Annotated in this window: 11 protein-coding genes and 1 pseudogene; 7 read left to right on the plus strand and 5 right to left on the minus strand. The window is 66.5% G+C overall.

The window, feature by feature from the left end:
* Window positions 1-19: 19 nt before the first annotated feature.
* Window positions 20-1,168: pseudogene (locus tag AB0L97_RS03220) on the minus strand (sensor histidine kinase); the annotation flags it as partial.
* 130 nt (window positions 1,169-1,298) lie between these two features.
* Between AB0L97_RS03220 and AB0L97_RS03225 the strand changes: the two are divergent.
* Both AB0L97_RS03225 and AB0L97_RS03230 read left to right on the plus strand, forming a co-directional pair.
* Window positions 1,299-2,345, plus strand: a complete 1,047-nt coding sequence (locus AB0L97_RS03225) for an ABC transporter permease (protein WP_364424885.1) — start codon at window positions 1,299-1,301, stop codon at window positions 2,343-2,345.
* A 97-nt stretch (window positions 2,346-2,442) separates the two neighbouring features.
* Window positions 2,443-3,186, plus strand: coding sequence for an ATP-binding cassette domain-containing protein (locus AB0L97_RS03230; protein WP_364424886.1), 744 nt, complete (start codon window positions 2,443-2,445; stop codon window positions 3,184-3,186).
* Between the two features lie 138 nt (window positions 3,187-3,324).
* On the opposite strand, the gene AB0L97_RS03235 is transcribed toward AB0L97_RS03230, so the two are convergent.
* Window positions 3,325-4,416 (minus strand): ADP-ribosylglycohydrolase family protein, encoded by a 1,092-nt coding sequence (locus AB0L97_RS03235; protein WP_364424887.1) that lies wholly within the window; start codon window positions 4,414-4,416, stop codon window positions 3,325-3,327.
* 11 nt (window positions 4,417-4,427) lie between these two features.
* On the opposite strand from AB0L97_RS03235, the gene AB0L97_RS03240 reads away from it, so the two are divergent.
* A complete protein-coding gene (locus AB0L97_RS03240) occupies window positions 4,428-4,904 on the plus strand; it encodes a hypothetical protein (RefSeq protein WP_364424888.1) in 477 nt (158 codons plus the stop codon).
* Between the two features lie 9 nt (window positions 4,905-4,913).
* Here the strand turns inward: AB0L97_RS03240 and AB0L97_RS03245 are convergent, their stop codons facing one another.
* Both AB0L97_RS03245 and AB0L97_RS03250 read right to left on the minus strand, forming a co-directional pair.
* Window positions 4,914-5,852 carry a hypothetical protein gene (locus AB0L97_RS03245; protein ID WP_364424889.1) on the minus strand — a complete coding sequence of 313 codons (939 nt, stop codon included), beginning with the start codon at window positions 5,850-5,852 and terminating at the stop codon, window positions 4,914-4,916.
* A gap of 41 nt (window positions 5,853-5,893) precedes the next feature.
* Window positions 5,894-6,256: a hypothetical protein gene (locus AB0L97_RS03250; RefSeq protein ID WP_364424890.1), complete on the minus strand. Its 363-nt coding sequence runs from the start codon at window positions 6,254-6,256 to the stop codon at window positions 5,894-5,896.
* Window positions 6,257-6,914: 658 nt separating this feature from the next.
* On the opposite strand from AB0L97_RS03250, the gene AB0L97_RS03255 reads away from it, so the two are divergent.
* The 3 genes from AB0L97_RS03255 to AB0L97_RS03265 all read left to right on the plus strand — a co-directional run bounded on the left by AB0L97_RS03255 (window position 6,915) and on the right by AB0L97_RS03265 (window position 11,453).
* A complete protein-coding gene (locus AB0L97_RS03255; RefSeq protein WP_364424891.1) occupies window positions 6,915-7,574 on the plus strand; it encodes a QsdR family transcriptional regulator in 660 nt (219 codons plus the stop codon).
* Window positions 7,575-8,589: 1,015 nt separating this feature from the next.
* Window positions 8,590-9,720, plus strand: a complete 1,131-nt coding sequence (locus AB0L97_RS03260; protein WP_364424892.1) for a serine hydrolase domain-containing protein — start codon at window positions 8,590-8,592, stop codon at window positions 9,718-9,720.
* A gap of 254 nt (window positions 9,721-9,974) precedes the next feature.
* The gene (locus AB0L97_RS03265; RefSeq protein WP_364425205.1) at window positions 9,975-11,453 is read left to right on the plus strand and encodes a carboxylesterase/lipase family protein; all 1,479 of its coding nucleotides are present in this window, start codon (window positions 9,975-9,977) and stop codon (window positions 11,451-11,453) included.
* A gap of 123 nt (window positions 11,454-11,576) precedes the next feature.
* On the opposite strand, the gene AB0L97_RS03270 is transcribed toward AB0L97_RS03265, so the two are convergent.
* A complete protein-coding gene (locus AB0L97_RS03270) occupies window positions 11,577-11,927 on the minus strand; it encodes a hypothetical protein (protein ID WP_364424893.1) in 351 nt (116 codons plus the stop codon).
* Window positions 11,928-12,185: 258 nt separating this feature from the next.
* On the opposite strand from AB0L97_RS03270, the gene AB0L97_RS03275 reads away from it, so the two are divergent.
* Window positions 12,186-13,502: a helix-turn-helix transcriptional regulator gene (locus AB0L97_RS03275; RefSeq protein ID WP_364424894.1), complete on the plus strand. Its 1,317-nt coding sequence runs from the start codon at window positions 12,186-12,188 to the stop codon at window positions 13,500-13,502.
* Window positions 13,503-13,549: the final 47 nt, after the last annotated feature.

A 13,549-nucleotide genomic window follows, 5' to 3' on the forward strand; every position in this document is an offset into this window, starting at 1 on the left:
CGGCGCAACCCGAGACAGTGTCGAGCGGAAAGGACACGGTGACTGCCGTGTGCCCCGGCTCGGACTCGACCGCCATGACTCCGCCCTGCTCGTGTACCCGCGATCGCATGGCGGCCAGCCCGAACGATCCCGACGGGCTGCGCTCGAGTACTTCGGGAGCGATGCCGACACCGTCGTCGACCACGTCGAGATGGATCGCGTCGTCCGCATACGTGAGCGTCACGCGCATCCGGCCCGCACCGGCGTGCCGGATCACGTTCGAGACCGCGCCTTGCGCGATCCGGACCAGCGCGGCCTCGATCGGCATGGGCAGTCGCTCCGGCGGACCCTCCACAACGAACCTGGTATTCAACCCGGGCGCGGCGGCGCGCTGAGTGATCCGCTCCAGCGCCTCGGCCAGTGACTGTCCCTCCAGCGCGGCGGGAGCCAGTTCGGCGATGAGTCGCCTGGTCTCGGCGAGGTTTTCCGCGGCCGCCTCCCTGGCCAGCCGGATCCGTTGCAGCGCGGGGTGATCCGGCGCTTCCCGCTCGGCCGCGTGCAGCAGCAGTTGAATGGAACTCAGCCCCTGCGCGACCGTGTCGTGGATCTCGGCGGCCAGCCGCTCCCGCTCGGCGAGCTTGCCCGCCGTGCGTTCCCGCTCGGCCAGTATCGCTCTGGTGCTGAGCAATTCGTCGATCAGTCGCTGTCGTTCCGCGGCCTCGCGGAACAACGCCTGATAACCGAGCCCGATCCCGACCGCGACGGCGGCTCCGATGACCGGGCCGACCACACCGGCCACCGACCAGCCCCGATGCAGGCCGAAGCCGACTACCGCCACGGCGGTCGCGGCGGCCACGGCGCAGAGATTCCATGGGCGCGGCAGCAGGTGCAGGTACAGGAAGAACAGGCCGAACGCGAGATAACCCGCGTCCGGCGCGAGTACGGCCAGCCCGAGCCACAGGGCCGTCAGCGCACCGAGCCACACCGGAATCGCGCGCCGTTTCCCCGCGAACCCCGCACCCGCGAAATAGATCACGAGGAAGGCCGCGGCGAGACCGACGGTCGCGGCCGGATGTGCCGCGCCGGGCAGCACCGCGCGCACGGCGACCACTACCGCCAAACCGGTCATCAGCACGTGCAGACCGAGCCGCAACGTGGTGAAAACCGGGGTCAACGGGGACGAGTGCACGGTGTCAGCTTATGTACGGCTATCGCCGGGGCATCCATCGAAAGGTGGAAAACCGCCGCCGACTTTCGCTCATCCGCGCTTCCTCCCCCGGCGCGATGGAAACGGCCCGGCGCGGCGTGAGGGTGGAGACATGTTCGTCGCACTCCGAGACCTCCGCGCCGCCCGCGGCCGGTTCGCACTGATCACACTCGTCGTCACGCTGGTGGCGGTGCTGGTGAGCTTCCTCAGCGGGCTAACGGCCGGGCTCGCGCACCAGAACGTCTCGGCCGTCGAGTCGTTGCCCGGCGATACCGTCGTCTTCGCCGACACCGGCGGCGCTCCCTCGTTCGACGGGTCCATGCTGACCGGAGAACAGATCGCGACTTGGCGCGCCGCCGCCCGCGGCGTGACACCGGTGGGCATCGCCCGCGGCAAAGCGAACAGTGACGGCTCCGCCCCCGCGCAGGTCGCCCTGTTCGGCACGGACACGGCATTCGGCAACCACCCGGCGACCGATGCGGGCACGGTGCTGCTCAGTACCGGCGCGGCCGCCGATCTCGGTGCCGCGCCCGGCGGTTCCGTGGTGATCGGCGGCCGCGCGTTCGTCGTGTCCGCCGTGCGTGGCGACGACTGGTACAGCCATACGCCCGCGGTCTGGATGACGCTCGCCGACTGGCAGGCGCTCAACCCTCGTTCCGGCGCGGCCACCGTGCTCGCGGTGTCGGGGGCGACCGATCCGGAAGCGGTGAACACCACCGCACACACCCGGACCACCGACTTGTCGGGAGCGCGCTCGGCGATCGGCTCCTACCAGGCCGAAAACGGCTCGCTCACCCTGATGACCGCCCTGCTGTTCGCCATCTCCGCGCTGGTGATCGGCGCGTTCTTCACCGTGTGGACGATTCAGCGGATGCCCGACATCGCCACACTGAAAGCGCTGGGGGCGACTTCGGGGTCGCTCGTCCGCGACGCACTCGTCCAAGCCGCCACCGTGCTCACGGCCGGTATCGCGACCGGCCTCGGGATCACCGTCGCCGCGGCGACATTGCTCGGCGACGCGGTGCCGTTCGTGCTGAGCCCGGCCACCACGCTGCTTCCCTCGCTCGCGCTGATCCTGCTCGGCTTGCTCGGCGCGGCGTTCGCCCTGCGCTTCCTGCTCACCGCCGACCCGCTCACCGCGCTCGGCGCGGGCCGCTGAACCGCAGGCCTCCGCACGGCACGATCGCCAACCGCCGCACCCGGATCGCCTCATCAGCGCACCCGAACCGCCCGACCGCCCTCAGCACGGAGTTCCGATGACATCCCCCACCACGCTCACCCTCGCGGACGTGACGCTCACCTACCCCGACGGCACCGGCCGGCTCACCGCCCTGGACCGAGTGAACCTGCGGGTCCGCGGCGGCGAGATCGCCGCCATCACCGGCCCGTCCGGCTCCGGCAAGTCCAGCCTGCTAGCTGTGACAGCCACTCTGATCCGCCCGGAATCCGGGCGCATCCGTCTCGTAACGCCCCGGGACACAATCGATCTCGCTGACGTGACCCGTCGCGAAGCCGCCGCACTGCGTCGCTCGTCGATCGGCATCGTCTTCCAACAACCGAACCTGATCCCGGCACTCACCGCCGTCGAGCAACTCGAGGCGATGGCGCATCTCGGGCAGCGGATCATCACGTCACGCCGACACCGCCGCACGACCCGCGAACGCGCACTGGCACTACTGGACTCGGTCGGGCTCGCCGACCAGCGAGACAAGCGCCCCGCGCAACTGTCCGGCGGTCAACGGCAACGAGTGAACATCGCCCGCGCCCTGATGAACGCACCGTCCCTCCTGGTGATCGACGAACCCACCAGCGCACTGGACACCGAACGCGGCGCCGCGGTGATCGACCTGATCCTGTCCGTCGCCCACGAACACGAGGCCGCCACCCTCCTGGTCACCCACGACCGCACCCACCTGCACCGCATGAACGCCGTCTACCAGATGGTCGACGGACGCCTCACTCCGGAAACCGTTCCAGCCGCCGCCCTAGTGACCCCATAGGTCGCCAACAGACGGACCACCCCGGTGCCGACAACAGAACCCAGCGGTCTCCGGACTCGGGATACCGGCTGAGCTGACCGAGGACAAGCGGCGTGCACCTGCGGGGGAATGACATTAGTGCTCAGCCCGCGGACTGGGCTATCTTGTCGCCCACGAAGGAAGAGGCTCACGCGCGAGCAGCCACTGTTGTGGTATTCCGCGGACGTGATCTCGATTCCCTATTCCCGTGTGGGCTGCCACGATGCCACCGACGATCGCTGCTGTGGTGTCCACATCTCCACCCGCTTCGACGCATGCGGTGATGGCGGCCGGATAGTCGGCGAGATAGGTTGCTGCCGCCCACAAGGTGAACGGCACCGTGTCCTGAGCGCTGACCTGGGCGCCGTTGCCGAGTTCGTAGGCCGCTTCGGCTACCGTCTTGCCCAGTAGTTTTCGAGCTCGGCGGACACCTGTCGCGGTTAGTCCGTCGACCAGGTATGGCTCGACGGCGGATAGCAACTCCATTGATGTACAGCCAGTTTCGCGAGTGGCGGCGGCATGGCTCGCCGCGACGGCGATCGCCATGGCGCCGATGATCGCTTCGGGATGCCGATGGGTGACTTCGGCGGACAACGCGGCCTGCGCTGCGGCCCGGTCCGGGTTCCCGGCGAAGTACGCCCCAAGTGGGGCGACCCGCATCGCGGCTCCGTTTCCCCACGAACCACGACCGTCGAACGATGAGCCTGCGGCCTCGGCCCAGGGGCGTCCGTCACGTATCTGGTGCAGCACGACGACTGTGCCGCCACCGTAGCCGCGATAGGGCTCGCAGCGGTCGGCGAATACGGCCGCGAGCGCATCGCGGTCTATGTAGCTGCGGTTGCGAATTTCCGAATAGACCGAGCAGGCCATCTCGGTGTCGTCGGTCCATTGCCACGGGGCCGTCGGCGGGCGCCCGGCGAGAAGGTCGGATAGGGAACGGTCGGGCACGAAGAACTGGGCGCCCAATGCGTCGCCAACGGATAGACCGTCGAGGCTGTCGAGGGCGATATCAGGAGTCAGGGGCATACGGAAGCAATGGTGCCGACTCTGACCGACTACAGCAAGACGCCCGCTGTGCGACCACTCGGATCCAGTCGATCGATAGACAAATCGGAGCACTGCCGGTGGTAGGCGCGGGACGGTGCGGGTTCGATGTACCGCCGGCCGCGAAGACCAGAAGGTAAGGGTTGGCAATTCAATAAGCGTGTGCATATCATCTACTCATGCTTACTAACTCTGGCGAGAACCGTTCCGGCGACCGGCACAGCGGCACGGATGAACAGCCGTTTTCCGACGGAACCGTGCTGATGCCCTGGCAGGCCGGGCCGCTGCACGACAGCCGGGGCCCGGTGTTCGTCAGCGTGACCGACTTTCTGGCCGCCTCCGAAGAGGACGTCCAGGCGATCTACAAGACGGGAATGCGGCTGGGCCGGAACTGGCCGGTGATGCACGGCGCGGTCGGCCTGTGGTTGTGGGCACGGCCGTCGGAGTCGCGCGGCGGCTCGATCTCGGTGTGGGAAACCGAGCAGGACATGCGGCGGTTCGTGCGCTGGCCGGTGCACGCCGACATCATGCGGAAGTGGCGCGGCCGAGTCGGTCTGGCCACCGACTCCTGGCAGGCCGCGGAATTCGAAGCGGAGGAAGTGTGGGCACGGGCGCGGAACACGATCGAACGGCGCCCGCACCCGCAGGCCGGATGATCCAGCGGATCAGGGTGGCAAGACCCTGGCGTCGGCCGGGATCATGCCGAGCTCGCGTATTTTCTCCAGTCGGGTCACCGCACCGTTGACGGCATTCTCGTGCAGACCGGCGTCTCCGAGCGCCGCTCGAAATCGGTCCGTATCCACGCCTTGGACCGCGCGGAGCACATCCCCTTCGAGGCGCTCACCCTTCTGCGCCATGACGAAATCGGAATCGATATTGATCTCCAGCGGTCGGGTCGACAGGGGAAACGATCGACCGTGGTCGATAGCGACCACTTCCAGCTGCCCGTTACGTTCCACGGTGCGGTAGTTGCCGGGATGCCGGTCCATGGCGCCGATGATGTAGTCGAGCACCGCGACCTGCTGTTGCTGCGTTTTCGGATATTCGCCCACCGGCTTGGCAGGCTCGGACTTGACGAACTGCTGGATCATGCCGGGGCCGGACGCTCTGCCGTCGGGTCCGATCACACCGTCCGTCCGAGCCGTCGGAGGCACCCGACCGAAGCCCAGTAGTTCATCGACGCGATATGCCGCGATCTCCCGGCTCGTCAGCGCGCCGGGAGCGTGCACGAAGGGCAATCCCGCGTCGTATTGCTCACCGTGGATCGGTTTGTAGACGTTGAGTTCACCGTCGTCGGAAAGCATCTTCTGCACTGTCGTGGAGCTTCTCAGCGCTTTGTCCCGCATGTCACCGTCGAACCCGACGTCGGTGGTCAGCCGACGCGCGCTCATCGCCGATTCGGTCGCGCTCGGCTGGTAGTCCCACGTTCGCTGTCGAGCCACCTGTGCCGGATGCGGCTGTACCTGGGTGCGCGCCTCTTCCACCAGATGCGAGGACCGCTCGTCGACGTCCCGGAACTCACGAGCGCCGAGGTCGAGCGTGCGGCTGGTGCGCCGGTAGGTGCCCGCCGCGGTCTGGGTGCCCAGATCGAGGGTTCTGGTCAAGCGCCGGGTGATGTTGCGAAGTAGAGGGGTGACAGCGTCTCTCACCGAGAGGGCGGCGGGGCCGCGCCATCCGAAACCGGTGCGGGCAGCGCGGACCAAGGCGTGTGGACGCCGGGCCGCTTCGGCTCGACCGGGGTTTCATCGACGACGCGGTAATAGCTCATCTCCGGCGCGTCGAGCAGCGCACGCAGGAAGGACGGACCTTCGTCCGGCGTTATTCGCCCGGGCGGGTCGAAAACCTTGACACCGCGCTCGTACAACCTTTCGGCGATCGGGCATCCGTCACGATCGGTCACCGTGAGCGTCACGCCACCGCCAGGAACCAACCTGAATTCGGCTACTCGGCGTTCCGGCGAAAAACCGACGTCATAGATCGCGACCAGAGTCGGCGTGCACTCGGCCATGAACCCTCACCTTCACCTGCGACGAACCGCCCGGCAGCGGTCCAACATCCGACCGGAGCAAGCTTCCGGACCGGAATGTTGACGTCTCACGAAGGCAACCTACTACCGAACGGTCCGTTTCTCGCAGCTAGGTCGACCGGCGATGGCGGGACATCCTCGAACTGGTCGAGCGCTCCCGATCGCCCGACTCACCGCGCACGTGGACCAGCTGATCGCGCCGAGGCATGCGCCGACCGGCGGAGGACGACCGGGGCGCTTACGCCGCAGCCGCTCGACAGTCCGGAGCCATCGCCAGTGATCTACCTGCGCCCGACTCCTACGATCCCGACTTGGACGGTTACGACCTCGGCCTGGAAGACGCCGTTACCGCCGGCCTATTACCGATACCAGCGACGTTCACGCGACAGCGCCTGGCGTCGGGCTGCCCAGCCACGACGGATTCTCGCGTTCGGGTCACAGGTTGACCGAATCCGCTGTAGCGCTGGCCGGTTTGCCGACAGTGACAGAATTCGGCCATCGACGACGCCGCTCTCGGATCGCGCCGACACGCGTTGCACCATTGCATCTTTTCGTAGCCTCATTGCAATGTATTCGCGATATGTAGCATACTGCTGCCGGTCGGCATGCATAGCAAGACAACCGCAGGAGGGACGAGTAGATGGCAAAGCAGGCCCCCCGCTCCGCCGACACACCGTTGCGGCGCCATCTCGATGGCACCGCGACGTCGCGTCCGACCGCTCTCGACGCCTTCCGCGAGGCCCGCAAAACCTTCCTCGCCGGTGACCGGGTGGACATGCAGTCGCTGGCTCGGAGCCTAACCGTGGACCGGGCCACCCTGTATCGCTGGGTCGGCTCCCGCGACCAATTGCTCACCGAGATTCTCTGGTCATTGATCGAGCCCACCATCGCCCGTTCACGGAGGGCCCACTGCCACTCCGGACCTCCCGCCGTGCCCGGTCAGTCGCCGGCCGCAGCCGTCATGAACGAGGTCATGCGCGCCGTCAACGCGAATTCGGCCATGCAGCGCTTCATCGACCGCGAGGGCGACCTGGCCCTACGCCTGCTGACAACCAAGGCGTCCGGTTTCGAAGCCCGACTGATCCAGCTGATCGCCGACATCATTCGTGAGGAGACCGCGGCCGGTCGCCTGCGGTCGTCAATCCATTCCGAAGATCTGCCGTATGTGCTGGTCCGCGTCATGGAGTCCTACACCTACATCGGGCTCATCACCGACCAGCACCCTGATCCCGATCGTTCCGCCAGGGTCGTCAACGCACTTCTACCCGGCGGGAAAGACAGCTGTCCGGAGGCGGAGTAGTCACCCATCAACCGCTCTCAACGAGAGAGCTAGCCGGATGTCGACTCGATATCGCATGCGCCTGAAGGAGTTCGACTCGGTAAGTCACCAGATAGCGCTTGGCACGTACCGAACACTAAGGGAAAGCATGTGTTCACCTCTTCAGCGGAATCCCCGCTCCCCAGCGAGCCGGACATCCACATCAGATTCACCGGACCTGCCGGCGTATTCGACTACATAGCTTGTAGAACGGCAGTCCGAAACCTGCTGCGAAAGTGGCCCGAGAGTCACTGTCCGGAAATATCGGCCTTCGAAGTCGGCGATCAAATCATCGAATACGATCGACTGCCTTGCGAGCGACTATGGCTGCTTCCCTGACTTCCGGTCCGCGGGTGCCACGATCCGGCGCCTGGTCTACACCATAGAAGCCGATAACGACGGCAATCGTGAGATCATCTCGCGCTTCGCGGGCCAGTTCCGAACAGTAGTACCGAAGCGTCCGCCCCGGAGCCCCGCCTGGTCCAGCGCATATGGTGCCGAATTTGGTTGCGCCGCAGCGTCGGGGATGCCCGGCAGGCTCTTCGACGCCGTCGATGCCCGCACCGTCCAGAGCGTCAGAACGCGGTCTGGCACGCATGTCTCCTCGACCGATTCGGTCTTCACACCACGGCCTGGGCCGCCGACCACCAGCCGTGTGCACCTCGAGCACATCGAATCCGCCGGTGCGCAGCTTGCGCAGACCAGTGCGAGGTTGGTGCACATCTCTTCTCGCACATCTGCGTGCGGCAACGAAAAGCTCTGTCGCACAATGTATTCCAAGAACCACGTGCACGCCGAATTCGGTCCCGCCGCGGAAGGCTCGGTTCTCGAGTCGCATCACCGAGCTGATGCAGCATGACAGTCATTTGTAGACATATCGAGATGTTTCTACTACATGTCGAGCCATGCAACACATCATCAATGCGTTGCCCCCTTGCAATGTATCTCCGATCTGTAGCAGACTGGCTGTCGCGTCTAGCCATGAAGGAGAACGCTCATGAAGTCGAAGCGTTGTGTCGCGCCAGTCCTCGCCGCGCTGATCGGAATTGCCGCGTGGTCACCAGCACAGGCGATGGGTGAGCCGTCGCCGCCCAAGGCGTTACCGGCAGAAATCCACAATTTGGTCAACGCCGACGGCGTGCCCGGCATAGCCGTGGTGACGAGCGACGACGGGCAGAAGACGCGGGAGACGGCCGCGGGCCTCGCGGACATTCCCGCAAACCGGCCGATGCGACCCGACAATCAGTTCAGGATCGCTTCCATAACCAAGACCTTCGTAGCCACGGTGGTATTGCAGCTGGTCACGGAGCACCGGCTCACACTCGACCAGCCGATAGCGGGGCTCCTGCCCGAACCGGTGCCCAACGCCGAACAGATCACCGTGCGCGAACTGCTCAACCACACCAGCGGACTCGCCGACTACTCGGATAATCCCGGCTTCAACCCCGGCGCCACCTATACCCCCACGCAGCTCATAGCTCTGGGCGTAGAGCAGTCGCCATACTTTCCGCCCGGAACGGGCTTCCGCTACTCGAGCACCAACTACACCGTCCTCGGCGAGATCGTTCACCAGGTCACCGGTCGTGCGATCCACGACGAGGTACAGACGCGTCTGATCGCCCCTCTCCACCTGAGCGGCACGACCTTCCCCACGGAGACTGTGGTGGCACCCCGGCAGGCACGCGGCTACGTCTTCGACGCTCCTCTGCCGCCTCGTTCCGGTCCCGCACTCGACGTGACCACCCGGACGAGCGCCAGCGCGGCCGGGGCGGCGGCGGCGATGGTGTCGACAGGCGACGATGTGGACCGGTTTCTCGGAGCGCTGCTCAGCGGGGGACTCTTCGCGCAGGAACTGATTACCGAAATGCAGCGGCCCACGCCGGGAGCCGACGCGTTCTACGCCGCCGCTGGTGTGCCCGGCATCAGCTACGGCCTCGGCCTGATGATCGCCCCGACTCCGTGTGGAACGGCCTACGGCTCTTTGGGAGACATCGACGGGTACACATCCAGCGTGATGCAAGTCGGCCGTCGCCAGGTCGCGCTGTTCATGAACACCAACTCTCTGCAGGCCTCACTGCGCCAGGAGACACTCTCCATCGCCGTGCAGGAACTCTGCCGCGCCGGCTAGCGCCACGCCGATGTCGTCGCGCCGGGCAGTGGTTCTCCCGCCCGATAGGCGCATTTCGAGGAGCCGGACGCCGCGCCTACCTGGCGACCGCAACGGTCCAGACCGCGCGTGCGGCGCGGTGGCCGGCCCATCAGAGGTTTCCAACGGTCCAGAGCGGTTCAGTTTTGACACGCGGAGCCGACCGGAAACAGTATGCTACATATCATAAATTGATTGCAAAGAAGCTACGGATCGGAGCTATGATGCAACACTCGATGGTGCGCCTCGGGCACGGAGTCGTTCGCGGGAAGACCGCATCCGGTGTCCACGCGTTTCTCGGAATCCCCTACGCGGCACCGCCGTTCGGTGCGAATCGGATGCGACCGCCCCAGCCGGTCCAGCCCTGGGATGGCGAGCGGGACGCGACGGCGTACGGCCCGACAGCACCCAAAGGGGACTATCCGCCGCAGTTCGCCCCGTTGTTCCCTGAAGTGGTGATCCCAGGGGAAGACTGCCTGAACCTCAACGTGTGGACACCCGATCCCGGCGCGACGGGGCTGCCGGTGCTCGTGTGGCTACACGGCGGCTCGTTCACGAACGGGTCCTCGTCGGTCGGTGCGTACGACGGCAGCGCTTTCGCCCGTGACGGCGTGGTGTGCGTGACCGTCAACTACCGGCTGGGCGCCGAGGGCTACTTGTTCCTCGACGACGGCATCGCCAATCTCGGCCTGCTCGATCAACTGGCGGCACTGCGCTGGGTGCGGGACAACATTGCGGCGTTCGGGGGTGATCCGGCGCGTGTCACCGTCGCGGGCGAGTCGGCCGGAGCGATGAGCGTGACGACGCTGCTGTCGATGCCGTTGGCAGAGGGCCTGTTCGCGCAGGCCATCGCGCAGAGCGGAGCCGCCGCTCACACGCTCACCCGACAGCAGGCTCGCACCGTCGGTGGCTACCTCGCCGACGTGCTCGGCGTTGCGCCGGACCGGAAGGTGATCGAAGCCATTCCGTTGGACAAACTCGTGCAGGCCGCATCCGACCTCGTGGTCGAGGTGCAGACAGCTCCCGACCCTGCCAAATGGGGGCAGCTCGCTCTTAGCCTGCTTCCCTTCGCGCCTGCTCTCGACGGCGCAATTCTGACCGCCATGCCGATCGACGCAATCACGGCAGGCCAGGGGGCGGAAATTCCGCTACTGATCGGATCGAACCGAGACGAGGGTCGACTGTTCCTGGTCCCGACGGGCATCATCGCCGCCATCGACGAGCCGACGCTCGCCATGATGGCGGGCGCATACGGCCTTACCGGAGACGATCTGGCCGTCTACCGAACCAACCGCCCCGAAAGCAGCTGCGGCGACATCCTGGCCGCCGTGATCACCGACTGGTACTACCGCATACCGGCGATCCGGGTCAGCGAGGCCCGCAGCGCCGCAGGAGCAACCAGGACCTGGATGTATCGCTTCGACCATCCCGAGCCGGAGGCGAACCATGGACTCGGCGCATGCCACGGCACTGAGGTCCCCTTCGTCTTCGACACCATCACCCGTCCTGAGACGCACCCACTTCTGGGCGACGCGCCGTCGCAGGCCGCCGCGGACCGAACCCACCGCGTCTGGGTCGAGTTCATCACGCACGGGGAACCCGGCTGGGCACCCTACGACACCGTCGGCCGCACCACCGGCCTGCTCACCGACAACATCAATCCTGTCGATGACCCGGCAGGCGACGAGCGTGCGCTCTGGGAGGACATCCGCTGACCGGCGATGCACATTCGAGGAGACGTACTGCGCGGGAAATCCTGTTCTTATCCGAAGCCGCCGACTCCTCCTGCAATGGACCAGCCGAAGCGTGACCGAAAGCGCCCGCATCCTTGTGATCGGTCAGGCGCGGCCCGGGAAACCACGGTGCGGCGCGGAGGGCTGGTGCCGAGCGAAACCATGCGGCGGGATGCTGCGCTGGTCGAGAGTGATCAGCGCGCACACCGCCATGATCTCGTCCGCGCGGAATTGCACATGGTCGAGCGCTGGCGTTATCACCGCGACCGCGCCGACGCGGCCGACCACGGTGAGCAGCGCCGCGAGCGAAGCGGGCGCGGTCGGACCGGCGACCAGCGTTCGTGCCAGATCGAAACCCGACGACTTCGCCATAGCGCGAATTTCCATCTCGTGCCTGCGCGTGCGCTGCCCGGAGATGTCGCGGCGCAGGTACCCGACCACTTTCGGCTTCATCATCACCTCTCGTTCGATGGGAACGCCCGCCGCCGGGGGCTTTCGCCACCGTTCGCGGCTCACCGCGTCCGGAGTGCCGTGCCCGGCACGGCATCACCCCGACGGCGCGCGCATCCCGAGCCTCGAGGAACGGGAGGCGGATAGCCACGCTGTCAAGCGCACGAGACCAAGTGCGCGATATCTGCGGTTGTCACTCCCTACCTGCGCGATCGTGCTTAAAGTCCGCTCATAACATCGGATTTCGGGGTCAGGGGGACGAAAGTGACGGACAACGAGATCGACGGCGTATGGAAGTCGCCGCAATTCCGCAAATTGCTCGCCGAGGGACGCCCCGGGCAGGCCCTCGCCCTCGTCCGCAAAGAAATGGGCCTGTCCCAAGCCGATTTCGGAGCACTGCTGCACTGGGACCGCACCCACGCGGGACGAGTCGAGCGCGGAGAAGTAGGAACCATCTTCGACATCCGGGAACTGGTCCGCGCCGCCGACGCGCTGGGCGTGCCGCGCACCGCGTTGCTGCCCCTCTTGCTCGCTACCCCCGATACGGGGACCATCGACAACGGGGCCTGCGAAGGAGTCGATGACGTGGACCGCAGACAATTCGGCCTGGCAGCGACAATGACCGCGGTGGCGGGTGTCTCCATACCGCCGACCAGGAACGCGGAACCGTTTCGGGTCGGCACCGGGCATATCACGTATATCCGCATGCTCACCGAACGACTCTGGGAGCACGACCATCATCGCGGTGGCGGCGCGATATTCCACTACGCAGCAGGGCAATACGCCTCCGTACGGCGGCTACTGGACTCGAGGTCCTACGGCCACCGCATAGGTGCCGAATTGGTCAGTGCGACGGGATGGCTGTCGAATACCGTTGCATGGTTGGCTCGCGACAGTAATCGCCCCGGCACGGCCCGGCGGCACCTCACGGAATCGGTCTTGCTCGCCGAACAGTGCGGTGACAATGCCTTATTGGCCGCCGCCCTCGGCGATCTCGCGAATCTCGCCGCGTCCTCGCCTGCTTCCTTCGCCGAGCCCGTGCGCCTCGCACGACGTTCGACAGAACTCGTCAGGGGCATACCGTCGGCTCGTATGAACGCGCTGAAGGCCGCCGAGGAGGCAACGGCCTACGCGGCCGTCGGCGACGAGCAGGAGTTCAGCCGCGCGATGGTGCGAGTCTGGCGCGAAGCCGATCGCGGGCTCGACAGCCCGGACGACCCGGCATGGCTGGAGCACGTCACCGAGGCCGAACTGCGCGCCCACGAGGCGCGAGGACTCGGCATGCTCGGACACCACAGCCGGGCGGTGAAGCTGTACCGCGAGAGCGTCGGCCATGAGAGCTGTTTCCCCCGCGACGAAGCCTCGTACCGCGCCTACTACGCCGCAGCCCTCGCGGGCCTCGGCGACACCACCTCCGCCATCACCGAAGCACACACCGCCCTCACCCTCCTCGAAGGCCCCGTCAACTCCCCACGCCTTCTGGCCGAACTACGCCCCGTCCGCGCCGCCGCCACCCGCACCCACGGCGAGGACGCCGAACACCTCCGCCACCGCTTCGACACGCTCGCCCGCACGGCGTGACCTGACATGTGACTTTGCAGCGCAGCAACCATGATGGCCCGAAGTCG

This window comes from Nocardia sp. NPDC051911, assembly GCF_040681035.1.
GTDB classification, from domain to species: Bacteria; Actinomycetota; Actinomycetes; order Mycobacteriales; family Mycobacteriaceae; genus Nocardia; species Nocardia sichangensis.

Coding starts and splice junctions, on each gene's coding strand:
- AB0L97_RS03270 (WP_364424893.1), bottom strand. CDS start 11,927: ATGATGAAGCCGAAAGTGGTCGGGTACCTGCGCCGCGACATCTCCGGG.
- AB0L97_RS03230 (WP_364424886.1), top strand. CDS start 2,443: ATGACATCCCCCACCACGCTCACCCTCGCGGACGTGACGCTCACCTAC.
- AB0L97_RS03255 (WP_364424891.1), top strand. CDS start 6,915: ATGGCAAAGCAGGCCCCCCGCTCCGCCGACACACCGTTGCGGCGCCAT.
- AB0L97_RS03260 (WP_364424892.1), top strand. CDS start 8,590: ATGAAGTCGAAGCGTTGTGTCGCGCCAGTCCTCGCCGCGCTGATCGGA.
- AB0L97_RS03240 (WP_364424888.1), top strand. CDS start 4,428: ATGCTTACTAACTCTGGCGAGAACCGTTCCGGCGACCGGCACAGCGGC.
- AB0L97_RS03265 (WP_364425205.1), top strand. CDS start 9,975: ATGGTGCGCCTCGGGCACGGAGTCGTTCGCGGGAAGACCGCATCCGGT.
- AB0L97_RS03225 (WP_364424885.1), top strand. CDS start 1,299: ATGTTCGTCGCACTCCGAGACCTCCGCGCCGCCCGCGGCCGGTTCGCA.
- AB0L97_RS03250 (WP_364424890.1), bottom strand. CDS start 6,256: ATGGCCGAGTGCACGCCGACTCTGGTCGCGATCTATGACGTCGGTTTT.
- AB0L97_RS03235 (WP_364424887.1), bottom strand. CDS start 4,416: ATGCACACGCTTATTGAATTGCCAACCCTTACCTTCTGGTCTTCGCGG.